General features: G+C 59.8%; 27 protein-coding genes. 23 read left to right on the plus strand and 4 right to left on the minus strand.

The window, feature by feature from the left end:
• Nucleotides 1–148 precede the first annotated feature (148 nt).
• A complete protein-coding gene (locus DXD16_RS01570) occupies nt 149–1,132 on the minus strand; it encodes a zinc-ribbon domain-containing protein (RefSeq protein WP_117565016.1) in 984 nt (327 codons plus the stop codon).
• A 206-nt stretch (nt 1,133–1,338) separates the two neighbouring features.
• Here DXD16_RS01570 and tmk point away from each other — a divergent pair, with 206 nt between their 5' ends.
• The 13 genes from tmk to DXD16_RS01635 all read left to right on the plus strand — a co-directional run bounded on the left by tmk (nt 1,339) and on the right by DXD16_RS01635 (nt 15,170).
• Nucleotides 1,339–2,022, plus strand: a complete 684-nt coding sequence (tmk, locus tag DXD16_RS01575) for a dTMP kinase (protein WP_117629904.1) — start codon at nt 1,339–1,341, stop codon at nt 2,020–2,022.
• A 1-nt stretch (nt 2,023) separates the two neighbouring features.
• The gene (locus tag DXD16_RS01580; RefSeq protein WP_117654913.1) at nt 2,024–3,151 is read left to right on the plus strand and encodes an ATP-binding protein; all 1,128 of its coding nucleotides are present in this window, start codon (nt 2,024–2,026) and stop codon (nt 3,149–3,151) included.
• A complete protein-coding gene (locus DXD16_RS01585; RefSeq protein WP_117654914.1) occupies nt 3,142–4,842 on the plus strand; it encodes a regulatory iron-sulfur-containing complex subunit RicT in 1,701 nt (566 codons plus the stop codon). Before DXD16_RS01580 ends, DXD16_RS01585 begins: the two co-directional genes overlap by 10 nt.
• A gap of 102 nt (nt 4,843–4,944) precedes the next feature.
• Nucleotides 4,945–5,751, plus strand: coding sequence for a double zinc ribbon domain-containing protein (locus DXD16_RS01590; RefSeq protein ID WP_233502571.1), 807 nt, complete (start codon nt 4,945–4,947; stop codon nt 5,749–5,751).
• Nucleotides 5,702–6,871, plus strand: a complete 1,170-nt coding sequence (locus tag DXD16_RS01595; protein WP_147326438.1) for a hypothetical protein — start codon at nt 5,702–5,704, stop codon at nt 6,869–6,871. Before DXD16_RS01590 ends, DXD16_RS01595 begins: the two co-directional genes overlap by 50 nt.
• Before the next feature lie 750 nt (nt 6,872–7,621).
• On the plus strand, nt 7,622–8,614 hold the full coding sequence (locus tag DXD16_RS01600) for an ABC transporter substrate-binding protein (protein ID WP_199408045.1): 993 nt from the start codon (nt 7,622–7,624) through the stop codon (nt 8,612–8,614).
• Nucleotides 8,615–8,931: 317 nt separating this feature from the next.
• On the plus strand, nt 8,932–9,516 hold the full coding sequence (hpf, locus tag DXD16_RS01605; protein ID WP_035137685.1) for a ribosome hibernation-promoting factor, HPF/YfiA family: 585 nt from the start codon (nt 8,932–8,934) through the stop codon (nt 9,514–9,516).
• Between the two features lie 79 nt (nt 9,517–9,595).
• Nucleotides 9,596–10,549: a DegV family protein gene (locus tag DXD16_RS01610; protein ID WP_089572413.1), complete on the plus strand. Its 954-nt coding sequence runs from the start codon at nt 9,596–9,598 to the stop codon at nt 10,547–10,549.
• A 98-nt stretch (nt 10,550–10,647) separates the two neighbouring features.
• On the plus strand, nt 10,648–11,727 hold the full coding sequence (locus DXD16_RS01615; RefSeq protein ID WP_117654917.1) for an NAD(P)-dependent oxidoreductase: 1,080 nt from the start codon (nt 10,648–10,650) through the stop codon (nt 11,725–11,727).
• A 5-nt stretch (nt 11,728–11,732) separates the two neighbouring features.
• Nucleotides 11,733–12,161 carry a hypothetical protein gene (locus DXD16_RS01620; protein WP_055310425.1) on the plus strand — a complete coding sequence of 143 codons (429 nt, stop codon included), beginning with the start codon at nt 11,733–11,735 and terminating at the stop codon, nt 12,159–12,161.
• Between the two features lie 15 nt (nt 12,162–12,176).
• Complete coding sequence (locus tag DXD16_RS01625; RefSeq protein ID WP_117654918.1) at nt 12,177–12,875, plus strand: hypothetical protein; 699 nt, start codon at nt 12,177–12,179, stop codon at nt 12,873–12,875.
• Nucleotides 12,876–12,881: 6 nt separating this feature from the next.
• The gene (locus DXD16_RS01630; RefSeq protein ID WP_022094615.1) at nt 12,882–13,967 is read left to right on the plus strand and encodes an isocitrate/isopropylmalate dehydrogenase family protein; all 1,086 of its coding nucleotides are present in this window, start codon (nt 12,882–12,884) and stop codon (nt 13,965–13,967) included.
• A 126-nt stretch (nt 13,968–14,093) separates the two neighbouring features.
• Entirely contained in the window at nt 14,094–15,170 is a 1,077-nt protein-coding gene (locus DXD16_RS01635) for a hypothetical protein (protein ID WP_117654919.1), read from the plus strand.
• Between the two features lie 113 nt (nt 15,171–15,283).
• On the opposite strand, the gene DXD16_RS01640 is transcribed toward DXD16_RS01635, so the two are convergent.
• Nucleotides 15,284–15,523 (minus strand): helix-turn-helix transcriptional regulator, encoded by a 240-nt coding sequence (locus DXD16_RS01640; RefSeq protein ID WP_117654920.1) that lies wholly within the window; start codon nt 15,521–15,523, stop codon nt 15,284–15,286.
• Nucleotides 15,524–15,532: 9 nt separating this feature from the next.
• Complete coding sequence (locus tag DXD16_RS01645) at nt 15,533–16,171, minus strand: DUF2975 domain-containing protein (RefSeq protein ID WP_117654921.1); 639 nt, start codon at nt 16,169–16,171, stop codon at nt 15,533–15,535.
• A 700-nt stretch (nt 16,172–16,871) separates the two neighbouring features.
• On the opposite strand from DXD16_RS01645, the gene DXD16_RS01650 reads away from it, so the two are divergent.
• From DXD16_RS01650 to nagA, 8 genes are all read left to right on the plus strand, one after another.
• Entirely contained in the window at nt 16,872–17,315 is a 444-nt protein-coding gene (locus DXD16_RS01650; RefSeq protein ID WP_117654922.1) for a PTS fructose transporter subunit IIA, read from the plus strand.
• Nucleotides 17,315–17,596, plus strand: coding sequence for a preprotein translocase subunit YajC (gene yajC, locus DXD16_RS01655; protein WP_117654923.1), 282 nt, complete (start codon nt 17,315–17,317; stop codon nt 17,594–17,596). Before DXD16_RS01650 ends, yajC begins: the two co-directional genes overlap by 1 nt.
• Nucleotides 17,597–17,632: 36 nt before the next feature.
• Nucleotides 17,633–18,115, plus strand: coding sequence for a PTS N-acetylgalactosamine transporter subunit IIB (agaV, locus tag DXD16_RS01660; protein ID WP_117640370.1), 483 nt, complete (start codon nt 17,633–17,635; stop codon nt 18,113–18,115).
• A 90-nt stretch (nt 18,116–18,205) separates the two neighbouring features.
• Nucleotides 18,206–19,006, plus strand: coding sequence for a PTS sugar transporter subunit IIC (locus tag DXD16_RS01665; RefSeq protein WP_035137676.1), 801 nt, complete (start codon nt 18,206–18,208; stop codon nt 19,004–19,006).
• The gene (locus tag DXD16_RS01670; RefSeq protein ID WP_022094609.1) at nt 18,996–20,078 is read left to right on the plus strand and encodes a PTS system mannose/fructose/sorbose family transporter subunit IID; all 1,083 of its coding nucleotides are present in this window, start codon (nt 18,996–18,998) and stop codon (nt 20,076–20,078) included. The genes DXD16_RS01665 and DXD16_RS01670 overlap by 11 nt, the downstream gene beginning before the upstream one ends.
• A gap of 184 nt (nt 20,079–20,262) precedes the next feature.
• Nucleotides 20,263–20,994 carry a GntR family transcriptional regulator gene (locus DXD16_RS01675; protein ID WP_117583563.1) on the plus strand — a complete coding sequence of 244 codons (732 nt, stop codon included), beginning with the start codon at nt 20,263–20,265 and terminating at the stop codon, nt 20,992–20,994.
• Nucleotides 20,995–21,108: 114 nt separating this feature from the next.
• The gene (locus DXD16_RS01680; protein ID WP_117654924.1) at nt 21,109–22,275 is read left to right on the plus strand and encodes an SIS domain-containing protein; all 1,167 of its coding nucleotides are present in this window, start codon (nt 21,109–21,111) and stop codon (nt 22,273–22,275) included.
• 119 nt (nt 22,276–22,394) lie between these two features.
• Nucleotides 22,395–23,564, plus strand: a complete 1,170-nt coding sequence (gene nagA / locus DXD16_RS01685; protein ID WP_022094606.1) for an N-acetylglucosamine-6-phosphate deacetylase — start codon at nt 22,395–22,397, stop codon at nt 23,562–23,564.
• A 75-nt stretch (nt 23,565–23,639) separates the two neighbouring features.
• On the opposite strand, the gene DXD16_RS01690 is transcribed toward nagA, so the two are convergent.
• Nucleotides 23,640–24,224: a hypothetical protein gene (locus DXD16_RS01690; protein WP_089572399.1), complete on the minus strand. Its 585-nt coding sequence runs from the start codon at nt 24,222–24,224 to the stop codon at nt 23,640–23,642.
• A gap of 157 nt (nt 24,225–24,381) precedes the next feature.
• Here DXD16_RS01690 and DXD16_RS01695 point away from each other — a divergent pair, with 157 nt between their 5' ends.
• Entirely contained in the window at nt 24,382–25,263 is an 882-nt protein-coding gene (locus DXD16_RS01695) for an aldose 1-epimerase family protein (RefSeq protein ID WP_117654925.1), read from the plus strand.
• Nucleotides 25,264–25,322: 59 nt separating this feature from the next.
• Nucleotides 25,323–26,258: a hexose kinase gene (locus DXD16_RS01700; RefSeq protein WP_117654926.1), complete on the plus strand. Its 936-nt coding sequence runs from the start codon at nt 25,323–25,325 to the stop codon at nt 26,256–26,258.
• The last annotated feature ends 56 nt before the right edge of the window (nt 26,259–26,314 follow it).

Raw genomic sequence — 26,314 nt, forward strand, 5'->3', positions numbered from 1 at the left:
ACAGCCCTTGCCGATTGGCCGGTTTGCCGTCCGGGTTGGCAAGGACTGTCCTTTTCTGCCGGCAGTTTAGGAACGTCCCCAACTGCCGCCTCAGGTAGTCATTGGGGACGTTCTTTAATGACTAGTCGTTTAAGAACGTCGCATGCGACTAGTTCACCTCGACAGGCTTAGCGCCGGGATAGCGCTCCTCAAAGTCTAGGCGGTACTTATTGTCATTGGTGCCCGCCACGTTGTCGCGCGACAGCGGCGCCACGATCTCATTCTTGTGGTCCGCAGGCTTGGCGTATTTCAGGCTGATCTCCCAGGCATCACAGATTGCGTCAATGCGGTGATCCAGGTCGTCGTACAGGGCGATGATATCCTTCCAGGAGCTGTAGTTCTTGGAGCTCGTCGGGACGTCCAGGTCCTCGACGATGTCGTAATACTGCTCGATGGTGTCCTCCGTGCGCTCGGCGACGTCGGCGAGATTTTGACGGGTGGTTCGATCCTCTTCCAGATAGTTGCCGTTGAAGTTCTGCGCGCAGCCACGGACCTGGCTGTCGAGATCTTCGAGCAGGTCGTAGTATTCGCTCAGGCGACGGTAGAGGTTCTGCTCGGAGAGCGTTGCTTCGCCGCCATCCTCGTCGTCATCGTCATCATCGTCGTACAGGCTGTTGGGATTGCCGAGAGGCTTTAGGTCATCGTCGTCGACGTCATGGTGCAGCTTAGCTACCTCGGCAGTCGTCTGCGTGGCGGCGTTGTCGAACGGTCTGATCGCAAAGAAGATGACCAGGGCGATGATGATCGCCACCAGCACAACGATAACGGCGATAAGCGGCCCGGTGCCGCTCTTTTTGGGAGCGGGGGTCTGTGGCGAAGCGGGCGCGTATGCGGGAGCCGGCTGCTGTTGGGGCGAGCCGCTCGCGACGGGTATGCGCTGCGTGGTCTCGACGGCCTCGGTCCTTGCGGCGGGGTCGGGGCTATAGGCGAGGGGGTCGTCCGCCTTGGCTTGCGGCGTATCAAGGGAGCCGGTCTGCTCAAAAGCGGGCTGGCTATCGCTCGCGGCTGTTTGCTCAACGGGTGCACCGCACGAGGTGCAGAACTTGGCATTATCTTCAAGAAGCTTGCCGCACGAGGCGCAATACCGAGACATTGCCACTCCTTTCGCCACATTTCAATGCAATACGACGATTATACCCACTGCCCCAAGAAGCCGGCAGTTAGGGACGTTCCTTATCTGCCGGCAGTTTAGGAACGTCCCTAACTGTCGGCTAATCGTTGGGGCGCGCCTGTCCCTGGGGTATCATGGCTTGGTTGATATATCCGCATTTACGCGCCTTGTAGGAAGGGGCTGCGTCCATGGCTTTTGAGCCCGCTCAACATAGCTTTATCACGCTCGAGGGCGTCGACGGTGCCGGCAAGTCCACGCAGGCGCGCCTGCTTGCTCGCGCGCTCGAGCTCGCTGGCCACCAGGTTGTGAGCCTGCGCGAACCGGGCGGCACCGCCATCAGCGAAAAGATCCGCGCCCTGCTGCTCGACCCCGCCAATATGGCGATGGGCGATACCTGCGAGCTGTTGCTCTACGAGGCCGCGCGTGCCCAGCTGGTGCACGAGGTCATAGCCCCCGCCCTCGCTGCCGGCAAGGTGGTCCTGTGCGATCGCTTCTACGATTCCACGACCTGCTACCAGGCGTTTGCCGACGGCCTCGATCGCCAGATGGTGCGCGACGCCAACAACCTGGCCGTCGCGGGAACGCACCCGGCGCTCACACTCGTCTACCACATCACGCCCGAGCAGGCGGCGCTACGCATGGCAGCCCGTGGCGCGGCAGATCGCATGGAGGCTAAGGGCATGGCATTCCAGGAGCGTGTCTACGAGGGGTTTTGCGCCATTGCTGCCGAGGAGCCAAACCGCGTAAAGCTCATCGACGCCACTACGACCGTCGAGGTAGTTTTCGAGAAGACGGTCGAGCAGGTTCGCGCGTACGGTCTCGATATCCCCCAGGATGCTGTCGCCGCCGCGCTTGCCAAGGAGGCCGAGTAACATGGCCCCCGCTCAGGCAAGCCTGCTGGCCAAGCTCGACACCCAAGAGCGCGTGCGCGACTTTTTGACCAATGCCGTCGCCAGCGGCCGTGCATCGCACGCCTACCTGTTTTTGGGCGCGCCCGGCGCGGGCAAGCTCGATGCCGCGTGGGCGCTCGCCCAAGCCTTCCTGTGCGAGCAGGACGGCTGCGGCGCATGCGACAGTTGCGTGCGCGTCTCTCGGCATACGCATCCCGACGTGCACTATTACACGCCCGAGAGCGCCACGGGCTATCTTATTGCCCAGACCCGCGAGCTGCTCGATGACGTGCCGCTGGCACCCATTCGCGCCAAGGCCAAGGTCTACATCATCGACCGTGCCGAGCAACTGCGCGCCAACACCGCCAACGCACTGCTCAAGACACTCGAGGAGCCGCCCGAGGGCGTTATGTTCATCTTGCTGGGCACCTCGGCAGACGTGATGCTGCCCACCATCGTGAGCCGCTGCCAGTGCGTGCCGTTTCGGCTGGTGTCGCCCGCCGTCGCCGCGCAGGCCGTGAGCCGCGCCACCGGCCAGGACCCCGCGCGTTGCCGCATGGCGGTCGCCGTGGCGGGAAGCCCCACACGCGGCATCGAGTTTCTTAAGAGCGCCGAGCGCCAGGACGCCCGCCGTCAGATGGTCCGTGCCATCGACTCACTCATTGCCGCCGACGAGGCCGACGTGCTCAGTCGCGCCAAGTCGCTCATCGTCGCCGTCAAGGCGCCGCTCGCCGAGGTCAAGTCCACGCAGGAAAAGGTACTCGAGCAAAATGCCGACTACCTGTCGCGTGGAGCATTGAAGCAGCTTGAGGACCGCAACAAGCGCGAACTCAACGCGCGCGAGCGTTCGGGTATCATGGAAGCGCTGGCGAGCGCGCGGACGCTCATGCGCGACGTGCTGCTGACACTTCAGGACGAGGCAACCGACGTGGTGAACGAGGACGTGCGCGACACGATCGGTCGGCTTGCCGCCGCGACCAATGTTGCGGGTGCCACCCAGGCGCTCGAGGCGGTTGCGACCGCCGAGCGCAACATCGCCAGAAACGTTACTCCCCAGCTGGCCATCGAGGTCATGCTGTTCGATATCAGGAAGGCACTGAAATGCCGTTAGTCGTACCCGTTAAGTTTACCTACGCCTCGCGCGACCTGTGGTTTGACCCGCAGGACCTGGATATCCTCGAGGCCGATTATGCCATTTGCTCCACCGAGCGCGGAACCGAGATCGGCTTGGTTACGGCCGATCCCTTCGAGGTGCCGCAAGACGAGATCGGTCAGCCGCTCAAGCCCGTGCTGCGCGTGGCGAGCGACATTGACCTGCAGCTTGCCGACGATCTTGCCATCCAGGGCGACGAGGCCATGGTCGATTTCCGCCGTCTGGTCAAAGAACTCGACCTCGAGATGAAGCCGGTCGGCGTCGAGTACCTGTTTGGCGGCGAGAAGGCCGTGTTCTACTTTGCGGCCGAGGAGCGCGTCGATTTTCGCCAGCTCGTCAAGGATCTGTCCTCAACGCTGCACATTCGCGTCGACATGCGCCAGATCGGCGTGCGCGACGAGACTCGCCTGGTGGGCGGCTATGCCCAGTGCGGCCAGGAGCTCTGTTGCACGCGCTTTGGCGGACAGTTTGAGCCCGTCTCGATCCGCATGGCAAAAGAGCAGGACCTGCCGCTCAATTCCTCCAAGATCAGCGGCGTGTGCGGCCGCCTGATGTGCTGCCTGCGCTATGAGTTCGAAGCGTACAAGGACTTTAAGAGCCGTGCGCCCAAAAAGAAGACGCTCATCGATACGCCGCTCGGCAAGGCGCGTATTCAGGAATATGACACGCCGCGCGAGCAGCTGGTGCTGCGCCTGGAGAATGGCAAAGTCTTTAAGGTCAACCTGGCCGATATGACCTGCTCGGAGGGCTGCAAGAAGAAGGCTGCCGAGCAGGGCTGCAATTGCCGCCCCGACTGCGTGACGCGCGATGTGCTCGAGCGCATCGAGTCGCCCGAGATGCGCCTGGCGCTCATGGAGCTCGACCGCGAGAACGGCGTCGACGTGGGCGATGGCCTGTCGAGCGCCGACCGTCTTGCTGGCACGTCGATGCCCAAGCGCCGTCGTCGCGATGCCGATTCCGATGCTCGCGCCGGTCAGGGGCAGGGCGAGGGTCGTGGCCGCGGAAAGGGCCGTGGCAATGCCGCAACGCCTGAGGCCGAGGAGGCCGCTGGCGGCCGTCGCCGCCGCAAGCGTGCGGGCTCTGCCGATGCCGGCGAGGCCGCAGCCGCCGGCAAGAACGGCGCTCGCGAGCGCGAGGTTCAACAGCCCCAGCAGCAGAATCGCGGCGGTGGCATGAATCCCACGCGCCGTCGTCGCCGTCATCTGTCGAGCGAGGAGCGCGAGGACGCCTTCCGCGCCGCAGCTGCTCGCGAGGCTGGTGCCGCTTCCAAGGGTCCCTCGGCCTCCGATGCGCCTGTCGACAAGGGCGGCAAGTCACGTGGCGAGGAGGAGCGCGCGCCGCGTCCGCGCCGTCGCCATTCCTCGGGCGCACAGCAGAAGCCTTCAGTGCCCTCCGTGGCCGATCAGGTCTCGGATGGCGAGGTCAAGGTCACGCGCCGTCGTCCCGGAGATGGCGGGGGAGCTGCTGCCAAGGCTTCGCGTGGCGCCGCTCGCGACGAGCGCGAGCCGCGCGAGGATCGCGGTGGCGAGGGCTCGGCCGACCAGGGTCAAAAGCGCCGTCGCCGTCGCCGTTCCCGCAAGCCGCGCCAGGATGGTGGCGAGGGCTCGACCCCGTCTTCGTCTGCACCACAACCGCCCGCCGGCGAATAACGCCCGCGAGTGGATTTAGCTCGCCTTGCCCCGAGCGCATCGGGGTATCATAGCGCTGAATCAACAACCCTCCCTGCGACCGAACGTAGGGAGGGTTGTGTCTTGAAGAGCCATCTGAACATATTGAGCCGTCTGCAGGGTGCCGGCGCCCTACCGTTTGCGGACGAATTGCTACCGTTTGCCGAGCGGGTGGCACGCGAGGCGCTCGAGGCATTGTCGCCAACACGATGTGCCGGCTGCGAGCGCGCCGGTGCGCTTATTTGCCAAGACTGCCTGGCTGCGCTCACGCTCATCGACCCACGTCATAGCTGCACCCGATGCGGCGCCCCGTTTGGGGATTTGCTGTGCACTGAATGTTCGGTCGAGGGCACGTCCTCGGCAATGGCGGAGGCGCTCGATCGCTGCCTGGCGTGCGCCGTCTATGCGCATCCGCTGCCGCGCATCATTAAAGCGTACAAGGATGCGGGCGAGCGACGTCTGGCTCCGTATCTGGCGGAGCTGCTCTACGACACCGCCCTGCATGCCCAGGTCGTAGCGCCCGATCGCTTAGGAGGTGTGCTGTCCGGTGCGGATGCGGTGGTGTTTGTGCCTGCGACGGCGGCAGCGTTTCGGCGGCGTGGTTTCGATCATATGGAGGCCATTGCGCGCCCATTTTGCGAGCTGTCGGGTGTTCCCCTGCTCGATGCCCTCGTCAAGTACGGGCATGGCGACCAGCGCGAACTCGGTCGTGAGGAGCGTCGCGAGCGTGCCCAAGGCATGTACGAGACGGTTGAGGACGTGCGCGGCCGCCGCCTACTGCTTATCGATGACGTTATCACCACGGGCGCGACCATGGCAGCAGCCTCGGCGGAGCTCAAGCGTGCCGGCGCTGCGGCAGTCGATGGCCTTGCTATCGCACGTGTTTGGTAGGGGTGGTTTTGTGGCAGTGAAGATTGAGCGGCGCAACGAGCCGACAGGCGAACAGCTAGCGGCTTCCGTAATCCTAACAGGCGCTTCAGCGCTGCGCATGATGCGCGCCGAGCGCCGGCAGATGGGCTATATCAGCTGGAAGGACCTTAATCCCGATGAAGAGCGCCGTGTGCTGCGCACGTCGTCGCCCTCGACCGAGGATATCTATCTTCCCGACTTGGTGCGAATTGGAGCCGCAAGCGGCGAGGTGCAAGAGGATTTGTGCTTGCTGGTGGGATCTGCGGCGCAGCGCCGCCGCATGCCTGGCGTAGGCTGGTCCGTGTGTTCCGGGTTGCCCGCCGGCTCGATTCTAGAGGTGGAACCGGGGGTGTACAGCCTATCTCCCGAGGCCCTTTGTGTTGCCGTTGCGCGCGAGGTCGGCTGCATCCAGGCGTTTGCCCTGGCCCAGGAGCTGTGCTCTAAGATTTCACTGAGCGACCGCGGGAAGTATCTGCCTCCCTACACCTCGCCTGTTACGAATAAACTTGCAAAGGACAAGGACCAGCCAGCAGACGTGGGCTACTTTGAAGTCGAACCGGTGCTGACGCCCGATCGCCTGGCAGATTACCTTACGACATGCAAGGGAAGCACGGCCAAACAATTGCAGCGTCTGTGTCCCTACTTGTCAGAAAACCTGCTCTCGCCCATGGAGTGCATCATGCTCGCTCTGTTTTCGCTTCCGTTTTCCTATGGCGGGTTTGCCTGCGGACCTTTTAAGACCGACTACAAGATCGAGTTCGATGACCGTGCGCAGGCAATCTCGGGGATGCCTCATGCAGTTTGCGATGCGTATCAAGAAGCGGCCCGGTTTGACCTGGAATACAACGGTGAGCTGGGCCATTCCTCTCGGAGGGGACGTATCCATGATGAAAAACGCAACACGGGCTTGATTACTATGGGAATCGAGGTCGCAACGGTCAACAACGAAATGCTTTGCGACATGGAAGCGATGGAAGCGCTCGCATGGCGCATCCACCAGCGTATGCGAAAGCGGTACCGGAATCGCGTCGATGCCCGCAGAAAGAAGCAAGAGGCGTTGCTTAACACGCTGCGGGTGTGTTTTGGGCTTAAGCCGGTCTAATTCACGTCGAAATTAGGGGGTTAATCATATGCCCTGGCCAAAATATGGCAAATATGAGTACTGTCACTAAATCAGTAACAGCAAAATCAAGGAATTTAGGACTTGGAGGCGGTGTAAAGTAAGAAAATAATAAACAAATGTAGAATAACTAAGCATCAGGTTGGCGACACTGAGCGCAAAATCTGTCCGAGAGGCCAAAATTGCCTGTTACTAAATTGGTGGCAGTACTCATATTTGCCATATTTTGACCAGGGCACCCTAAGAAGGGCGCCCCGGAGCTCCCCGTAGGGGAGCTCCGGGCTTCATAGGGGCACGAATAGCCCACTCCGACCTGCGAAATCTGTACTCGCGATGCGAATGACGCCCCTAACCTTAAACTATAGCTTGAACTTAGCTATAATGCGCTACGTTCCTACCAGGCTGTGGTTGCGGACGGACGAAATGCCCGTCCTAGTCCAAGACAGACGCGGTCAAAGGGATCCACGTAAGCGACCGCGTGCGCGCGGCGCGATCATGGCGCGTCCTAGATGTAAGCCGCACCGTCCGTTCTACTTTCTTTGGGGCAATACCGCCTCGCGGGCGAGCGGGCCAGTCGTGAAGGTGGCTGCGGCCTCCCGAGCAAACACCCCGGTGCGCAAGTGTGGGGTCAAATACCAGGTCAGCTGGTGGGAACAATCTGATATTTCGTGCAACGCACGGATCGTATACGACACAGAAGGCAGGGTAGTGGACATGGTGAGGGGCAGCTTGATGCACGCGGCTCGGTTAGGTGCTGGGACCGCGGCGGTCATCGCCGTTTTGGGCCTGAGCGGATGCGCGTTCAACCCGCTGTCTGCGTTCACGACTCCCACGATCGACCAGATCGAGTACGAGACCGTCACGCCCACGGTGTCGGATGATGCCCTGCTCACTCCCGGTACCCTGACGGTTGCCCTCGATACCTCCGATGCGCCGCAGGCCATGCAGAGCGCTGACGGCGAGCTCACGGGGTATGCAGTCGACGCTGCCCGCGCCCTCGCAAGCCGCATGGGCCTTAAGGTCGCCTTTGTCGATGCGTCCTCGGCAGGTTCCGCGCTCGGCGACAAAAAGGCTGATATCTTTATCGGCGAGATCAACTCCACGGATGGGGACGTTAGCTCGCTCGGCACCTGCCTGTACGATGCCGCTTCCGTGTTCGGTAAAACCAGCGATGGTGGGTCGCTAAGCGTTTCCACCGATACCCTTAACACGTCTACTCTGGGTATCCAGATGTCCTCGGCCTCGCAGGAGGCGCTTGCTAAGCAGAGCATCACCGCCAACCAAAAGACTTACTCCAACATCAACGAGTGCTTTGAGGCGCTCGAGTCCGGCGAAGTCGACTATGTGATCTGCGACTCCACGGCCGGCGGCTACCTTGCACGCCTGATGAGCGAGATCTCCTATGTCGGTGCGCTCGAGGCGCCCTCGACGCTTGGTGTTGCGGGCCTCTCGTCCAATGACGAACTGTGCCGTGCCGTGAGCGATGCCCTCGACGGCATCACGGTCGACGGTACGCTCGAGGCAGTCCACTGCGTCTGGTATGGCACGATGCCCTACGACCTCACCACTAAGACAGTATCTGGTGTCAACCTTCAGTCGTCTGGCTCCGCATCCTCCGGCAGCGAATCCTCCGATTCCAACAATGAGACCGCACCCTCCGAAGACAAATCGTCCAGCCAGGAAGACACCATCACCGACGACGACATTAACAAGCTTAATAGCTAGTTATTGCTAGGGGTGGCGTCTCCTATGCGCTAGGAGAGATGCCTCTTCACGGTTTCAACACGCACTGCCGGGCTTCCCCAATAGGGGAGCCCGGCTTTTTCATCTCTATAAAACCAGCAGGTCAAAGCCAATTTTCGGGACCAAATACAAAGTCGCCGGCTCCCTCCTATAGCGCACTTTGCCACAGAAAAGTGCGAGACTTCGGTATGCGGTATCAAGCAATCGTTATTCGGGTCTTTGGGAATCCGCGTGATTAAATGCACGGCAATGGGTACATAGCCAGTACAGTAAGTCCCCGAGGCAGATTGGAGCCACGTATGGATATCAAGGTTTCTGGACGCAAGACGACGGTAACCGATGCTCTGCGTGCGCATGTGGATGAGAAGATCGGCGAGGCGCTCAAGGTTTTCGATATCGAGCCCATGACGGTCGACGTTGTACTTCGCTATGAGAAGAACCCCTCGAACCCCAACCCGGCAATCGTCGAGGTTACGGTTCGTGCCCGCGGTTCGGTGATTCGCGTTGCCGAGCACGGTGCAGATATGTACGCCGCCATCGACCTCTCCGCCGATAAGGTCACCCGCCAGCTGCGTAAGTTCAAGACTAAGGTCGTGGACAACCGCCAGGGCGGTGCCAGCGCCGCGGATGTCGCGCCGGTCGAGCGCGTCGAGGATCTGGCCGACCTGCTGCTGCCCGAGGAGGAGGACGACCTGCTCGTCCGCGAGAAAGTCATCGATGTCACCCCGATGACTGAGGAGCAGGCGCTGGTGCAGACCGATCTGCTCGGCCACGACTTCTACGTGTTCGAGAACGCGACGACTGGCCTCATCAATGTGGTGTATCACCGTAAGAATGGTGGATATGGCATCATCAAGCCCCGTATCGAAACACTTGACGAGTAAAATACGTTAACTTGCATGAGTTAACGGTTGGCGGCCATCCCATGCGGGTGGCCGCCTTTTTACGTAAGGAGTCGCTTTGATGGACAAGGCCGCATCCGCCGGTCATTCGGACCGTTGCCGCATCGTCGTCGATACCTGCTGCGACTTTAGCCCCGAGGTCGCCGCGAACCTCGATGTCGATATCTTGGGTTTCCCCTTCATTATCGATGGCGAGGAGCGCACGGATGACATCTGGTCGAGCATCACACCCAAGGAGTTTTACGATCGCATGCGCGCCGGTGCCCGCGTGTCCACCTCGGCTGTGTCGCTCGGTCGCTATATCGAGTTCTTTACCGAGTGCGCCAAAGAGGGCACGCCCACGGTCTACCTGTGCTTTACCTCGGCGCTGTCGTCGAGCTACAACTCCGCGTGCCAGGCGGCGGACGCCGTGCGCGCCGAGTATCCCAACTTTGAGCTGTACGTGGTCGACAACGCTCTGCCCTGTGCGACCGGCGAGCTCTTGGCGCTTGAGGCCGTGCGTCAGCGTTCGGCGGGACTGACCGCCAAGCAGCTGGTCGACTGGGCAAACGAGGCCAAGACCTATGTCCACGGTTACTTTACGCTCGAGAGCTTTGACGCGCTGGCTGCCGGCGGCCGCATTCCGCCCGCGGCGGCACAGCTCACGGCAAAGCTCGACGTCAAACCCGAGCTGTCCTACGACCTGGCCGGCTCGCTGTCGCTGATCGGCGTCAACCGCGGTCGCAAGAAGGCGCTCAAGTCCATTCTCAAGTCGTTCCGCGAGAACTATGTGCCCGATCGCACCATGCCCATCGCCATTATGACGGCCGATGCCGAAAAGGACGGCGACTGGCTCGAGGCCGCCATCCGCAAGGAGGAAGGCTGCGCCGACGTGACCATCATCCGCAGCTCCGTGGGTCCCACCATTGGCTCGCACGTGGGCCCCGGCATGGTGGCCTGCGCGTTTTGGGGTAAGAACCGCGCCGACAAGGCGTCGCTTTCCGATCGCATCGCCCGCCGCGTGCGCGGTCAGTAGGCAAGTAACGCGTCCGTAATCGCCCTCGACTCACAGCTCAAACGCTGGCACCGAGTATTCAACCTGGTAATAACACCCAACCTAAAAGGAAAGGTTTCATGGCAAACAAGCTCTCTGTCGCATTTATCGGCACCGGAATTATGGGTGCCCCCATCGCCGGCCACATTCTGGACGCTGGCTATCCCGTCACGGTCAACAACCGCACCAAGTCCAAGGCTGCAGCGCTCGTTGAGCGCGGTGCCGTCTGGGCCGATACGCCGGCCGAGGCCGCGGCGAACGCCGACGTCATCTTTACCATGGTGGGTTATCCCTCCGAGGTCGAGGAGCTCTACCTGGCGGGCGACGGTCTGCTCGCGTGCACTAAGCCCGGCGCGGTCCTGATCGACCTTACCACGAGCTCGCCCGAGCTGGCGCGCGACATTGCCGAGGCCGCCCAGGTTTCCGGCCGCATGGCGTTTGACTGCCCCGTCACCGGCGGCGAGTCGGGTGCTATCGCCGGCACGCTCACGGCTATCGTGGGCGCCACCGAGAACGATATCGCGCCGGTCCGCGACATCCTTGCCACCTTTGCGGCCAACATCTGCTGCTTCGACGGCGCCGGCAAGGGCCAGGCTGCCAAGCTCGCCAACCAGGTGTCGCTGGGCGCCTGCATGGTCGGCATGGCAGACGCCATGGCATTTGCCGAGCTGAGCGGCCTTGACCTGGAGAAGACCCGTCAGATGATCCTGGGCGGTACCGGCAAGTCCGGCGCCATGGAGAGCCTGGCTCCCAAGGCGCTCGACGGCGACTACAAGCCCGGCTTTATGGTCGAGCACTTCATTAAGGACCTGCGCTTGGCGCTCGCCTATGCCGACGACCGCGAGCTTGCGCTGCCCGGCGCCGACGTGGCCTTTACGCTCTACGATATGCTCGACGCCATCGGTGGTGCCAAGCTGGGCACCCAGGCCATCACGGTCCTCTATAAGGAGGAGGCCGACGCCATCGCCGCCGGTCTGGACTGGTCGCAGTATCGTCCTGAGGAGCATGGCGCTCACGAGGACGGCTGCGGTTGCGGCGAGCACGGCGACGACCATGAGTGCGGTTGCGGCCACCACCACGGCGAGGACCACGAGTGCTGCGGCGGCCACGGCCATGACGACGGCCATGAGTGCTGCTGCGGCCACCATCACGGGGAGTAGCGCCCATGAGCTGGACGTTCGTGGTACTAGCGCTGGTGCTCTTTCTCTTTGCGATCTACATTGGCTTTTTGTGCGGCCAGTGGGCGTGCGAAAAGCGCGTGATCACCAAGCGCGACTACTGGATTGCCAACTTTGCAGGAGCGGCGGCAGTCGTCCTGCTGACCTGGGTGTTCTCGCTGTTCCCGCTGGTGCAGTTTGCGCCGATCGGCTGGCTCGGCGGCTTTATCGCCGGTCTTAAGATGAGCTTTGGCGAGTCCGTCGGTCCGTGGCGCAAGCACGACGAGGTCTTTAACGTCAACAAGGCTCATCGCGCCGCCGCCGACGCGGGCGACGCTGAGGAACGCCGCCGCGCGCGTCGCAATGGCGCGGCCGACCGACAGCTCATCTCGGTCACCGATGACAGCAAGGGTGCTGGCAAGCACGCTAAGAAATAGTAAGAAGAGGTAACTATGGCAGAAAACAAAGACGAACAGCTCACCGACGAGGAGCTGGCACAGCTCCAGCTGGCAGAGGAGAACGAGAACGCCGTCGACCGCCTGGTCAAGGAGCTCGGCTGCCCCACGCGCCGCATCCGCCAGTTTGCTGCCCGCGTGCTGCACCTGCTTGCCGAGCGCGATCCGCAGCGCGTCGTGCCCTGCGTGCCCGCGCTGATCGAGGCGCTCGACCGCCCCGAGGCGCAGACCCGCTGGGAGGCCCTCGATGCCCTGGCGGCGCTCGCCACCACCTGCCCCGAGCAGCTGGGCGATGCCTTTGAGGGCGCCGAGACCGCGCTGTTCGACGAGATCTCCTCCACGCTGCGCTATGCCGCCTTCCGCCTGCTGTGCGTGTGGGGCGCCACGAGCGTCGAGCGTTCGCGCGAAGCTTGGCCCATCCTGGACGAGGCCATCCAGTGCTACCACGGCGACCTCGAGTATCGCGACATGCTCGGTTGCCTGTACGAGTTTGGCCAGGGCGAGATCGACGCCGAGGTCGCCGAGAAGCTTGCACTGCGCCTTAAGTTCGACGCCGAGAACGGCAAGGGCAGCTATCTCAAGGCCCGTTCGAGCGAGATTTGCGAAATGCTTGTTAAACGTTTTGGCCTGGATCTCTCCAAAAAGAAGAAGCGTGCTAGCGTTAAAAAATCTGACGACGCCGAAGACGAGGAGTAACAGATTATGGCGCACGATGTAGTCCTGATTCCCGGTGACGGTATCGGTCCCGAGATTACGCAGGCCATGCGCCGCGTGGTCGAGGCCACCGGTGTCCAGATTAACTGGAATGTCCAGGAGGCCGGCGCCGGCGTCATGGACGAGTTTGGCACGCCGCTGCCCCAACATGTGCTCGATGCGGTTGCCGAGACTAAGGTCGCCATCAAGGGGCCCATCACCACGCCGGTCGGCACGGGTTTCCGCAGCGTCAATGTTGCTCTGCGTAAGCACTTCGATCTGTACGCCTGCGTGCGCCCCTGCCTGTCGCAGCCGGGCGACGGCTCGCGCTTCCGTGACGTCGACCTGGTCATCGTGCGCGAGAACACCGAGGACCTCTACGCCGGTATCGAGTTCGATGAGGGCGCTGCCGAGGTCGAGGAGCTTTCGCAGCTCGTCGAGCGCTCGGGCCAGAAGACCTTCGCCGCGGATTCCGCCATCTCGATCAAACCCATCTCCATCGCCAAGAGCCGCCGCATTGTGGAGTACGCCTTTGAGTACGCCCGCCGTTGCGGTCGCAAAAAGGTGACGGCCGTGCACAAGGCCAACATCATGAAGGCAACCGACGGCCTGTTCCTGCGCGTTGCGCGCGAGGTGGCCGCCAACTATCCCGACATTGAGTTCAACGACAAGATCGTCGACGCCACCTGCATGGGCCTGGTCCAGAACCCCAACGACTTCGATGTCCTGGTGCTGCCCAACCTGTACGGCGACATCGTGAGCGACCTGTGCGCCGGCCTGGTGGGCGGCTTAGGGATGGCCCCCGGCTCCAACATCGGTGCCGACTGTGCCATCTTTGAGGCGACGCACGGCTCCGCTCCCGATATTGCTGGTCAGGATATCGCCAACCCCACGGCCGAGATTCTCTCTGCCGCGATGATGCTCGATCACCTAGGCGAGAACGACGCGGCCAATCGCATTCGTGCCGCCGTCTCTGCCACGCTCGACGAGGGCGAGCAGGTTACCGGTGACGTGCGTCGTGCCCAGACCGGCTCCGTTGAGGGCGCTGTGGGTACGCAGGCATTTGCCGATGCCGTTATCGCGCACCTGGCCTAAGGCATGCACACTGCAAACGCCTAAATAGTACTTAAGTGTTTGCGTATAACCTAAGAATCAATACGCCCGGCGCTCTGTCGGGCGTATTCTATTGGGGACTATGTTTCCTAACAAGGAGTAACCGATATGGGTCTGATTCAAAAGAAGGACGAGATCGACGGCATCCAGATCATCGAGCGCGGCGAAGGACCCGACGGTGACGAGGACGAGAAGATCGACCTGGTCGCCGGTACGTCTGCCGAGCACATTGCCGCCGGCACGACGGCCGAGGAGGAGGACGCCCGACTGGAGGCTCGGATTGCCGCGGATGCCGCTGACGAGAACCTCATGCCCGAGGAGCAGGATGAGGACAGCGACTCCGACGTGGACGACCACGCTTGCAAGCACAAGAAGACGATGATTGCCGCCTTTGTAGTTGCAGTCGTGATCGCTGCCGTGGTCGGCTTCTTTATTGGCAACGGTGGTTTTGGCGGCAAGGGCGTCGGCTCGGCGACCCTGACCGAGGACCAGCTCGATTCGACCGTGGCGAGCTACAGCTACAACGGCAAGAAGAGCGACATCACCGCGCGCGAGGCCATCGAGAGCCAGTACAGCCTCGATACCGTCAAGGATAGCGATGGCAACTACACCGCTCCTTCTGCCGACGTCATCCTGTCCTATGTGCGCAACAAGATCCTGCTCGACGCTGCCGAGGACGAGGGCATTACCGTCTCTTCTAAGGAGATGAAGAAGTACGCCGAGGATTCCATCGGCACTTCGGACTACAAGACCATGGCCACGCAGTACGGCGTGTCCAAGGACCAGGCCAAGCAGATCGTCCGTCAGTCCGCGACGCTGCAAAAGCTCTACAAGAAGAAGGTGGGCGATAGCTCTGCAAGCATGCCGACCGCCCCGACCGAGCCTGCTGACGGCAACGAGGAGACCGCGAGCAAGGACTACGCCGACTACATCATCAAACTTGCCGGCGACGAGTGGGATAGCTCGAAGGGCACCTGGAAGGACGCCGACAGCACCTATGCTAAGGCCTTCGCCGACGATGCCTTTACCGCCGATAGCGCCACCTATAAGCAGGCCATGACTGCCTATTACACTGCTTACCAGCAGTATTCTTCGCAGGCTTCGAGCGCCAGCTCCAAGTGGACCGAGTATGCCAACGGCCTGTACGCCAAGGCCAACATCAGCATCTACGGCCTGTTTGCGTAAGATTTGCCCGAGCTACCGAGCGCGAAGCTGATATATCTGATTAAGCCCGCTAGAACGGATGTCGTTCTAGCGGGCTTATTGCGTTGAGGGCGTGATTGGCGGCTTAATTATGGCTATTCATCTTTAAGCCCAAAGAGGCTATCGGCTTCATCGTCAGGTATGTATTCCAGAACATCGCCCGGTTGGCAGTCGAGTGCCCGGCATATCGCGTCAAGAGTTGAAAAGCGCACGGCAGAAACCTTGCCCGTCTTGATACGCGACATATTGACCTGGGAGATACCCACGCGTTCAGCAAGCTCTTTGGATGAAATCTTGCGTTCGGCAAGCATGCGGTCGAGCCGCAGAATAATCATGGATTCCCCCTAGAGCAACTCGTCATCTTGTTTTTGCAGGATACACCCGTACTGGAAGATGCTAGCAATCAGGCTAATAATTAGGCCTGCAAAGAGCATAGAGAGGTCGAGATGCTGCCCGCCAAGTGCATCCGTAAAGCTGCCGCCAAATCCTGAGAGTATCAGCCCTGTGACTATGGCACCAAAAAGTTTCACGGCAGCGCCGCCGATAAGGAACAAATGTCCTATTTGACGTAGTATGCGAATGCATTCGAGGTCAAAGGGCCTGCCCGCCTTTTCAATGGCGGAGAAAAACCTGTATGCGCTTAGCGCGATGGCAAGCGCGAGGCATGCCATCATGCCGCTCCCTATGGCAGTATGACCGTCGTGCGCGACAAGCATAAGAGGAGTCTGTTCATTGGTGCCGACGAGAGCGAGAATTGGCCCTTCGCTAGCCTCAAGCTCTACGGATTGGAGACAGAACCCTTGGGAGAGGCTAGGCAATATGACTAGATCTTCGATTGCAATGACTGCGAGGAGTGCCAGAGCGAGCGCCACGATGGTGCAGATTGTGCCCCATTTGCAGTAGCGAGTGAGCTTCCTCAGTTTGGCTATTGCCTGTTCACGGTCGATGGCTTCATTCGATTTGGATACGTTCCAGCGGATCATAGCTCCTCCAACCAATGTCTTGGATGATACTTGTATCTTATAACATGCTTAACGACAAACGATAAACAATTACATAATAGAGTAAGTAATATTTGTACGACGAATAGCGAGAGCTTATGGCACATTCAGGGAGTGGGAGCTTGGCGCGCGGGGGATGGACGAGTATCGAAATATCCTGCAACCGCGCAAGTGCTTCATCGGGCATCCTCAATTCATCCGGGAAAACGGCCGTAAACGATTGCAAATAACCGGTGAACGGTCAAAAACTACCGTTCACCGATAATATCGAAACTGGTTCTAACTGGTATTAAGTCAAAAAGACCAATTCACAAATCTTCACAATGACCTGCATTTTTTCTTCACGCCATTTTTAGCCACCCTGCGTTGTTTAGACACGAAAAAAGTTCCGATCTTTGGCCAAGGCATTTCAAAACGATTACAAAACCGCAGGTAGAAGTGTTAACGAGCGGTAAACGGTCGATTTTTCGCCGTGAACGGCGCAAAAACGTTTTACTGTGTGAATCAGCGAAAGCGACCTCTTCTGTGGTGATATAGTGGCAACAACACGTCACGTGGTTACTACCAGTTGAGAGACCACTGGTCTTAAAGAACGCTTTCCAAGAAGCTTTAAGGGCACCTGCCCGCTGGCTTCCGAAAACATCGGACTCGTATCGTACACACCTTCGGAAGGGAAATTTGAATGGTTGGCTTTATTCTTACCGGTCATGGACAGTTCGCACCTGGCCTCGCAAGCGCTATCGCTATGGTTGCCGGCGACCAGCCCGCTTTTACTGTCGTTCCTTTTGAGGGCGACCAGGCTGCATCCTACGGTGAGGATCTCCGCGCCGCTATTACCGCCATGCGCGAGGAGTGCGATGGCGTGCTCGTCTTTACCGACCTGCTTGGTGGCACCCCGTTCAACCAGTCGATGATGATTGCCCAGGATGTCGACAACGTCGAGGTTCTGACTGGCACCAACCTTCCCATGGTTATTGAGCTTCTGTTCCTTCGCGGCAATGCTACGCTCGCCGAGCTTGGCGAGAAGGCCGTGACCGTTGGTCAGACGGGCATCACCGCCCAGACGGTCGCATCCGTTGCCGGCTCCGACGAGGAAGATATCTTCGGCGACGAGGACGGCATCTAATGGCCGATTTCGGAGCCAACGTCCTGAGCTCTTCGGTCGCTCTTTTGGGTCTGCTTGCCATCATGGGTTTGATTTACACCATCTGGTCGCAAATCAACATGAAGAAGAAGCAGAAGTACTTCAAGGAGCTGCACACCGAGCTCAAGCCGGGTCAGGAGGTTCTTTTCGCCGGCGGTATCTACGGAACCGTCAAAGGCATCGAAGGCGAAAAGGTCCAGATCAAAGTCCGATCCGGAGCCGTCGTAGATGTTTCGCGTTACGCGATTCAGGAGATCAAGTAACTGTCGTCAGCAAATAACGAAAGGAAGCTGATCAACATGGCAGAACCCAACATTCTTCTTACCCGCATCGATAACCGACTGGTCCATGGTCAGGTCGCTACCCAGTGGAACTCCACCCTGGGCTCCAACCTCATCCTCGTCGCCAACGACGACGTGTCGACCAACACCATGCGTCAGAACCTCATGAAGATGGCCGCTCCCACCGGCGTCGCTACGCGTTTCTTCTCCCTGCAGAAGACCATCGACGTCATCGGCAAGGCGAGCCCGCGCCAGAAGATCTTCATCGTGGCCGAAACACCGGAAGACGTGCTTACGCTCGTCAAGGGCGGTGTGCCTATAAAGAAGGTAAACATCGGCAACATGCACATGTCGGAAGGAAAGCGCCAAGTCGCCACCTCCGTCGCAGTTAACGACGAGGATGTCGCTGCGTTTAAAGAGCTGCAGGAATTGGGGGTGGAGTTGGAGATCAGGCGCGTTCCGAGCACGCCTGTTGAGGACACGAGCAAGCTCTTCTCGTAATCCTCGTGATCCACGTTGTCAGGAGTGAAACCCTGACATTCTGTACGTGAAATCCAAAGTGCGTACATACATTTTGAAAGGAGGAGCAAGATGGAATACACGATCTTCCAGGTCGCTCTGGTCTTCATCGTCACGTTTGTCGCGGCAATCGACCAGTTTAACTTCCTCGAGTCTCTCTATCAGCCCATCGTCACCGGCGCCGTCATCGGTCTTATCCTTGGCGACCTCAACACCGGTCTTCTCGTGGGTGGTACTTATCAGCTCATGACGATCGGCAACATGCCGATCGGAGGTGCTCAGCCGCCTAACGCTGTTATCGGCGGCATCATGGCAGCCATTCTCGCTATCGCTACGGGCCTCGAGCCCAACGCGGCAGTCGGCCTTGCCATTCCGTTCGCTCTGCTTGGTCAGCTCGGCGTTACCCTGGTCTTCACGCTTATGTCGCCGCTCATGTCCTCCGCGGACAACATGGCTCACAACGCTGACACCAAGGGTATCGAGCGTCTGAACTACTTCGCCATGGCTCTGCTCGGCCTGATCTTCGCTGTCGTCGTCACCCTGTTCTTCATCGCTGGCGCCACCATCGGTCAGACCATCGCTTCCGCCATCCCGACTTGGCTGCAGACCGGTCTCTCCGCTGCAGGCGGCATGATGCGCTTCGTCGGCTTCGCCGTCCTGCTCAAGGTTATGATGAACCGCGATATGTGGGGCTTCTTCCTCATGGGCTTTGGCCTCGCGCTCATCACCGTTGCCAACGATTCTCTGGCAACCCCTGCTCTGCTCATCCTCGCTCTCATCGGCTTTGGCATCGCTTTCTGGGACTTCCAGCAGCAGACCGAGCTGAAGGGTGCAGCTGTTTCTGACGGAGGTGACTTCGAAGATGGCATCTAATGAGTATGTGATCCCGGAGCACTACGAGGATCTCACTCCTGCTCCGCAGCTCGACCAGAAGACCCTCAACAAGATGGCTTGGCGCTCCTGCTTCCTGCAGGCCTCGTTCAACTACGAGCGTATGCAGGCCGCTGGCTGGCTCTACTCCATCATCCCCGGTCTGGAGAAGATCCACACCAACAAGAACGACCTCGCGGCTTCCATGAGCCACAACCTGGAGTTCTTCAATACTCACCCGTTCCTCGTCACCTTTGTTATGGGCATCGTGCTTTCGCTCGAGCAGAACAAGGTTGACATCCCCACGATCCGCGCCGTCCGCGTCGCCGCAATGGGCCCGCTCGGTGGTATCGGTGACGCCCTGTTCTGGCTGACGCTCGTGCCTATCACGGCCGGCATCACCTCCAACATGGCCATCAACGGCAACGCCGCTGCGCCGATCATCTTCCTGGTGATCTTCAACGTCGTCCAGTTTGCTCTGCGCTTCTGGCTCATGAACTGGTCCTACAAGCTTGGCACCAGCGCTATTGACGCTCTGACCGCCAACATGCAGGCCTTCACGCGTGCCGCTTCCATCATGGGCGTCTTCGTCGTCGGTTGCCTGGTCGTCACCATGGGTGGCACCCAGATCAACCTCCAGATCCCTAACGGCACCACCCGTGGCCTCTCCGCTACTACCGTGATCGTCTCCGAGAAGGAGGCCGAGAACTTCACCGGTATGGAGGGCATCGATACCGAGACCGCTGAGGCCGGTACCATCGCCATGACCGATGAGGACGGCAACGCCCTCACCGCTTCCGATGCCGACGGCAACGCTGTCGAGTGCGGCGTCACCGATCTGGGCAACGGCATGGAGTCCGTTACCTACGGCACCGTTACCGAGGATCCGGTCAACTTCTCTGTTGCCGACACCCTCAACACCATCGTCCCGAAGCTCGTCCCGCTTATGCTTACGCTGCTGCTTTACTACATGTTCGCTAAGCACAGCTGGACCCCGACCAAGGGCATTCTCCTGCTCTTCGTCCTTGGCATCCTGGGCGCTGGCCCGCTTGGTCTCTGGCCGAGCATCTGGTAAGGCTCTAGCTTGAGGGGTGTGTCCCTACGCGGCTCACACCCCGACCCCTTAAGCCATGTGTATGTTAAAAGCCGCGTGCTCGAAAGAGCGCGCGGCTTTTGTTTTCTTGATGATTCGGGTGTGGCAGACAGATAATGCTAAACACCCAAGGTAGTAGCCTAGTTTGAGCAAAAGGGAGGATAGGATGGCGATCGGAGCGCGCAAGCAACCGCTGTACGATCAGCTGGTCGATATTCTGACCGAAAAGATTGACCATGAATATCGCGCCGGTGACATGATTCCTTCCGAGCGCGAACTTTCGGAGCGCTATGGTCTCTCGCGCACTACGGTACGCCTGGCTCTGCAGGAACTGGAGCGTTTAGGACTGGTGGTTCGGCAGCACGGTCGCGGTACCTTTGTGACCGACCGTTCGGCAAAGGCAACCAATCTTATGCAGTCCTACAGCTTTACCGAGCAGATGCGCGCGATGGGTCGCGACCCCGAGACCACGATTCTCGATTTTTGCGAGATGGAGGCCGATAAGAATCTGGCCGAGCATATGGGATTACGTATCGGTGATCGCATTTTTAAGCTCAAGCGCCTTCGTTCTGCCGACAACATGCCCATGATGGTCGAACGTAGCTATCTACCGGTTCGTCAATTTCTGTCCCTAAAGCGACCGCTGCTGGAGCGTAAGCCGCTTTACGATGTGATTGAGCAAGACTTTCAGCAAAAAATACGCGTGGCCGAAGAGGAGTTCTATGCGAGCATAGCCCGTCCCACCGATGCCCACCTTTTGGAAATCGTCGAGGGCTCGCCTGTGCTCGATTTGGTTAGGACTACGTATAACGAGTCAAACGAGGTTGTGGAGTATACGCTCTCGGTTGCTCGTGCCGATCAGTTTAAATACAAGGTTTACCACCAGCGTAGCGATTAGTGTCTGCACCGTTTCCATATGATGATTCTTTGTATTTAACTGGTTACTACCAGATAACCAACCGAAGTGTATAATTGCACGTCAGAGGATTACTTCTAGAGAGAGGTATTAGAAATGTTCGAGAAGAGTGTCGAGGAGCTCACCGAGCTCGGCGCCCAGATCACCACGGCCGAGATTGCTCAGCAGCCCGAGCTTTGGCGTGATACGCTCAACATCTATCGCGAGAACAAGGAGGCCATCGAGGCCTTTCTGGCTGAGGCTCGCGCTATGGGCGAGGGCCGTCTGTCCGTTGTCTTCACCGGTGCCGGTACGTCCGACTATGTTGGCGATACCTGCGCCCCGTACCTGCGTCACGCTGGCAACACTGATCTCTACGACTTTAAGCCCATCGCCACGACCGATATCGTGAGCGCCCCGCGCGACTTCCTGCGCGCCGAGGATCCCACGCTCGTGGTTTCCTTTGCCCGCTCTGGCAACAGCCCCGAGAGCCTTGCCGCCGTCGCCGTTGCCAAGGAGCTCGTCCACAACGTCAAGTTCCTCAACATCACCTGCGCTCCCGAGGGCAAGCTCGCTGTCGAGTCCGCTGATGACCCCAATGCGCTGACGCTGCTCATCCCGCGCGCCAACGACAAGGGCTTCGCCATGACCGGTTCCTACACCTGCATGACCCTGCTCTCTACCCTCATCTTTGACGAGGCTTCCGACGAGCAGAAGGCCGAGTGGGTCGAGACCATCGCCAAGATGGGCGAGGAGGTCATCGCTCGCGAGTCCGAGGTTGCCGATTACCTGGCTGGCGACTTCAACCGCGTGACCTACTTGGGTTCCGGCTCCTTCGGTGGCCTTGCCCAGGAGAGCCAGCTCAAGATCCTCGAGCTCGCTCACGGTCTGGTCGCTACTTCCTACGACACCTCTATGGGTTATCGTCACGGACCCAAGTCCTTCGTCGACGACAAGACCCTCGTGTTCGTGTTCGTCAACAACGATGCCTACACCCGTCAGTACGATATCGACATCCTCAACGAGATCGGTGGCGACGAGATCGCTCAGCACACCGTTGCCGTTCAGCAGGATGGCGCTACCGTCTACGAGGGCGAGTCCTTCACCTTTAAGGGCTATGAGGTACTCCCCGAGGGCTACCTTGCCCTGCCGTTCGTGATGTTTGCCCAGGCCATCAGCCTGCTCAACTCCGTGCGCGTGGGCAACACGCCCGATACGCCGAGCCCCACCGGCACGGTCAACCGCGTGGTTAAGGGCGTGACGATTCACCCCTTCACCGCTTAATCGCGTCCCCCCTGTAAGGGCGCCCGTCCGCTCATAACGGCGGGCGGGCGCTTTTTGTTTTCACTTGGACCGGGTATAAGCATCACCACAGTCAACTGCTTTAGAAGCAAGGAGTGCATATGAGCACGTACGCAATTAAGGCTGACAAGTTCTTCTTGCCGGCAGGTCCGCAGCTGGGCGGCTATCTTATGGTCGAGGATGGCGTCTTTGGCGCCTGGCAGGCCGACGAGCCCTCTTGCGAGATCAAGGACTACACGGGATCGTGGATCGCACCGGGTATGGTCGATACCCACATCCATGGCTTCTACAACCACTCAACTACCGATAACGACCCCGAGGGTATCGATATCAGCTCGACTGAGCTCGCCCGTCGCGGTACCACCAGCTGGCTACCCACGACGTTCACCGATGGCGTCGAGCAGATCAAGGACGCCTGCGCCGCCATCGCTCAGGCGGACGAGGGTCGCGGCCCCGACTTCTGCGGTGCTCGCATTCAGGGCATCTACCTGGAGGGCCCCTTCTTTACCATGAAGCACGTGGGCGCGCAGAACCCCGCTTATCTTATCGATCCCTCCGAGGAGGTCTTTGATCAGTGGCAGGAGGCTGCGGGCGGTCGCATCGTTAAGAGCGCCATGGCGGCCGAGCGCGACGGCGCCGCTGCTTATGCGGCTGCTCTGAACGCCAAGGGTGTGGTGACCAGCATCGGTCACTCCGACGCCACCTACGATGAGTGCATCGCCGCCATCAACGCCGGTGCCAGCTGCTTTACGCATACCTATAACGGCCAGCGCGGGCTGCATCACCGTGAGCCCGGTGTCGTGGGTGCAGCCATGTCCACGCCCGAGACCTACGCCGAGATCATCTGTGACGGCAAGCACGTAAACCCTGCCGCCATCAAGGCGCTGCTGCAGGCCAAGGGCTGGCAGCACACGGTACTCATCACCGACTGCCTGGGCTGCGGCGGCATGCCCGAGGGCAGCTACACCAGCGGCGGCATGGACGTCATCATGAAGGACAACCTGTGCTGGCTCGCCGATGGCAAGAGCATTGCCGGTTCGGTGCTCACGCTTGCCCAGGGCGTCAAGAACATCGTCGACTGGGGCATCGCCAGCGCCGATATCGCCATTCGCATGGCAACCGAGGTGCCGGCACGCTCCGCGCACATCGAGGATAAGTGCGGCAGCATCATGCCGGGTCGCGACGCCGACTTTGTCGTGTTCGACCATGAGCTCACCCTCGTCGAGACGTATGTTGGCGGCCAGAGCGTCGGCAACGCCTTTACCGAGTAACGAAAGAAAAAGACGGCGGGCCCGAATCTGCTCGGACCCGCCGTACGGGTTAAACGCTCAAAAGCACCTTTACAGCTACAGCTTGCTAGCGATTTTCTTTGCCGTACGCTTAACGCCGGCCACCAGGCCTCCTGCAGGATGCTCCTTCTCGTATGCTAGGCGCTTCTCGCGCTTGGCGTACTCTTCGACGATGATGTCTCCATACTCGTCTTCGATCTTGTCGAAGAAGTCGACGGCACCCTTAATTTCCTCAGCGGTCGGGTGCCCCTTTTGGACACCGCCGGTGAGTTTGAACGGCCCCCACGTATCAAAGCCGGGGCAGCCGTAGACACCCATAAAGATGGCCTGCCTCATGCGGCAGATGCCATCGATATCCTTGCCGTACCACTTGTTTTTGCCACCGTAGGTCATAAGGCCAAACACCTTGTCCTGCGGCTGCAACACGTTAGTGAGCACGCGTGCCATGTCCTTGTCGATCTCGGAGTAATAGATGCCCGTGGCGACACCAATCAGATGGTATTCGTGCAGGTTGGGATACTCGTTTTTGCCGAGTGTTTTCACGTCGAGGGTATCGATTTCGGGGTGCGCCTCGACGATGGCGTCCACGAGCTTTTTCGTATTGCCGTGGTGGCGTGAGGCATAAAGAATGATGGTTCGCATAAGAAGGCCTTTCAGCTGTAATTGCATCAATGTCTGTATGGTACCCCGTTACATGGCCGGGATACCGGACGCATCGATGAGCGTGCGGGTTTGTTCTATGGTTAGGATTGAAACGGGCGCTTGCGTGAAATAAAGCAGTTGTTCGAAAGGATGGGTAATGGAATACGCTCTCTCCAACGATTCGATTTCTATTAAGGTTTCCACGGCTGGTGGCTCGTTTACCTCGATTGAGGCCGGAGGTCGCGAGTACTTGTGGCAGGGTGATCCCACCGTGTGGTCCGGCCAGGCGCCGATTTGCTTCCCGATTTGCGGAGGCTTGCGCGACAACAGCGCCATGACGTTTGCCGGGCATCATGTAAAGCTCGCTCGCCACGGCTTTGCGCGCAAGCAGGAGTGGAAGCTGCTGAGCCAAGGCGAGAACGAGTTGGCTATGTGCCTGGCTTCGGAGGATAACGCCGCGCTGCTGAGCGATTATCCGTATCCGTTTAGGCTCGTCGCCCGCTATACGCTCGAGGACGCCGCCGTGCGTGTCTCCTATGAGGTTACCAACGAGGGCACCGAGGACATGCCGTTCTTTATCGGTGGGCATCCCGGCTTTAGGTGCCCGCTCGATGAGGGCGAGGCCTATACGGACTACGAGTTGCGCTTTGAGAAAGAAGAGGCTGCAGAGCTTTGCACCGCTGTCCCTTCGACTGGCTTGATTGACGTGGACAAGCGCTCCAAGAACCCCATGGTGGGAAAGACGCTGCCCCTGTCGCACGAGCTCTTCGATTTTGCGGAGACCATCTTTGACGTGCTCGAGAGCCGCCAGGTCACGCTTTCCAAAAAGGGCGAGGACAAGGGCGTTCGCCTGAGCTTTGAGGGCTTCCCATATCTCATTGTGTGGAGCAAGCCCGAGGGTGATTTTGTGGCAGTTGAGCCTTGGGGCGGCCTTTCGACCTGCTCCGATGAGGACGACGTGCTTGAGCATAAGCGTGGCTGCCTTGTCGCCAAGCCCAAGGAGACCATCGTTCGCTCGTTCACGATTGAGATTCTGTAATTCCGTTTTGTCGACTCGTATCGCGAGGCACAAGGAGCCTGCGAGATAAGGAGCTAAAAATGATCCTCACCGTTACGATGAACCCGTCCGTCGATACACGCTATCAGCTCGATGAGCTCATTATCGACGACGTTAACCGTGTGACGCCCGAAAAGACCGCCGGCGGCAAGGGTCTCAACGTGGCCCGTGTACTGGGTCAGCTGGGCGACGACGTCGTGGCAACCGGTCTGCTCGGCGGCCACATGGGCGCTTACATGGCTGAGCTCATGGACGCCAACGGTATTAACAACGACTTTGTGCCCATCAAGGGCGAGACCCGCATCTGCCTCAATATCCTTCATGCCGGCAACCAGACCGAGCTGCTCGAGAGCGGCCCGACAATTGCCCCCGAGGAGCTCGATGCCTTTACCGCCAAGTTTACCGAGCTTGCGAGCAAGGCCGACGTCGTCACCATCTCGGGTTCGCTGCCCCGCGGTGTCGAGGCAGACTACTATGCCAAGATCACGGGCATTGCCGAGAACGCCGGTGCCAAGGTGTTGCTCGATACCTCGGGTGCTTCGCTCGAGGCCGCCCTTAAGTCCGAAATTAAGCCCGAGCTGGTCAAGCCTAACCTGACCGAGATCAACGGCCTTTTGGGTACGAGCTTTACCACCGACGATGTGGACGAGCTCCGCGCCGCGCTCGCCTCTGATGCCCGCTTCTCCGATATCCCCTGGGTCGTCGTGTCCATGGGCGCTGCCGGCTCCGTTGGCTTCCACAATGGCCGTGCGTTCCGCGCAAAGACGCCCGATATCCCTGCCGTTAACGCCACGGGCTCTGGTGACTCCACTATCGCTGGCTTCGCGCATGCCATTGCTGCTGGCGCGGACGACGAGACGGTGCTGCGTACTGCCAACACCTGCGGCAAGCTCAATGCCATGGATCCCATGACTGGCCACTTGGTTATGGATCGTTGGGACGAGGTTTACAACGGCGTTGTCGTGACCGAGCTGTAGGAGCTTGTGCGCCGCCCCCGGCATCGGTTGCTTGCTTGTGGTTAGAGTCGACGACA

The sequence above is a fragment of the Collinsella sp. TF11-5AC genome (assembly GCF_003436775.1).
In the GTDB taxonomy this organism is placed as follows: Bacteria; Actinomycetota; Coriobacteriia; order Coriobacteriales; family Coriobacteriaceae; genus Collinsella.

Coding starts and splice junctions, on each gene's coding strand:
- DXD16_RS01570 (WP_117565016.1), bottom strand. CDS start 1,132: ATGTCTCGGTATTGCGCCTCGTGCGGCAAGCTTCTTGAAGATAATGCC.
- tmk (WP_117629904.1), top strand. CDS start 1,339: ATGGCTTTTGAGCCCGCTCAACATAGCTTTATCACGCTCGAGGGCGTC.
- DXD16_RS01580 (WP_117654913.1), top strand. CDS start 2,024: ATGGCCCCCGCTCAGGCAAGCCTGCTGGCCAAGCTCGACACCCAAGAG.
- DXD16_RS01585 (WP_117654914.1), top strand. CDS start 3,142: ATGCCGTTAGTCGTACCCGTTAAGTTTACCTACGCCTCGCGCGACCTG.
- DXD16_RS01600 (WP_199408045.1), top strand. CDS start 7,622: ATGCACGCGGCTCGGTTAGGTGCTGGGACCGCGGCGGTCATCGCCGTT.
- hpf (WP_035137685.1), top strand. CDS start 8,932: ATGGATATCAAGGTTTCTGGACGCAAGACGACGGTAACCGATGCTCTG.
- DXD16_RS01610 (WP_089572413.1), top strand. CDS start 9,596: ATGGACAAGGCCGCATCCGCCGGTCATTCGGACCGTTGCCGCATCGTC.
- DXD16_RS01615 (WP_117654917.1), top strand. CDS start 10,648: ATGGCAAACAAGCTCTCTGTCGCATTTATCGGCACCGGAATTATGGGT.
- DXD16_RS01620 (WP_055310425.1), top strand. CDS start 11,733: ATGAGCTGGACGTTCGTGGTACTAGCGCTGGTGCTCTTTCTCTTTGCG.
- DXD16_RS01625 (WP_117654918.1), top strand. CDS start 12,177: ATGGCAGAAAACAAAGACGAACAGCTCACCGACGAGGAGCTGGCACAG.
- DXD16_RS01630 (WP_022094615.1), top strand. CDS start 12,882: ATGGCGCACGATGTAGTCCTGATTCCCGGTGACGGTATCGGTCCCGAG.
- DXD16_RS01635 (WP_117654919.1), top strand. CDS start 14,094: ATGGGTCTGATTCAAAAGAAGGACGAGATCGACGGCATCCAGATCATC.
- DXD16_RS01640 (WP_117654920.1), bottom strand. CDS start 15,523: ATGATTATTCTGCGGCTCGACCGCATGCTTGCCGAACGCAAGATTTCA.
- DXD16_RS01645 (WP_117654921.1), bottom strand. CDS start 16,171: ATGATCCGCTGGAACGTATCCAAATCGAATGAAGCCATCGACCGTGAA.
- DXD16_RS01650 (WP_117654922.1), top strand. CDS start 16,872: ATGGTTGGCTTTATTCTTACCGGTCATGGACAGTTCGCACCTGGCCTC.
- yajC (WP_117654923.1), top strand. CDS start 17,315: ATGGCCGATTTCGGAGCCAACGTCCTGAGCTCTTCGGTCGCTCTTTTG.
- agaV (WP_117640370.1), top strand. CDS start 17,633: ATGGCAGAACCCAACATTCTTCTTACCCGCATCGATAACCGACTGGTC.
- DXD16_RS01665 (WP_035137676.1), top strand. CDS start 18,206: ATGGAATACACGATCTTCCAGGTCGCTCTGGTCTTCATCGTCACGTTT.
- DXD16_RS01670 (WP_022094609.1), top strand. CDS start 18,996: ATGGCATCTAATGAGTATGTGATCCCGGAGCACTACGAGGATCTCACT.
- DXD16_RS01675 (WP_117583563.1), top strand. CDS start 20,263: ATGGCGATCGGAGCGCGCAAGCAACCGCTGTACGATCAGCTGGTCGAT.
- DXD16_RS01680 (WP_117654924.1), top strand. CDS start 21,109: ATGTTCGAGAAGAGTGTCGAGGAGCTCACCGAGCTCGGCGCCCAGATC.
- nagA (WP_022094606.1), top strand. CDS start 22,395: ATGAGCACGTACGCAATTAAGGCTGACAAGTTCTTCTTGCCGGCAGGT.
- DXD16_RS01690 (WP_089572399.1), bottom strand. CDS start 24,224: ATGCGAACCATCATTCTTTATGCCTCACGCCACCACGGCAATACGAAA.
- DXD16_RS01695 (WP_117654925.1), top strand. CDS start 24,382: ATGGAATACGCTCTCTCCAACGATTCGATTTCTATTAAGGTTTCCACG.
- DXD16_RS01700 (WP_117654926.1), top strand. CDS start 25,323: ATGATCCTCACCGTTACGATGAACCCGTCCGTCGATACACGCTATCAG.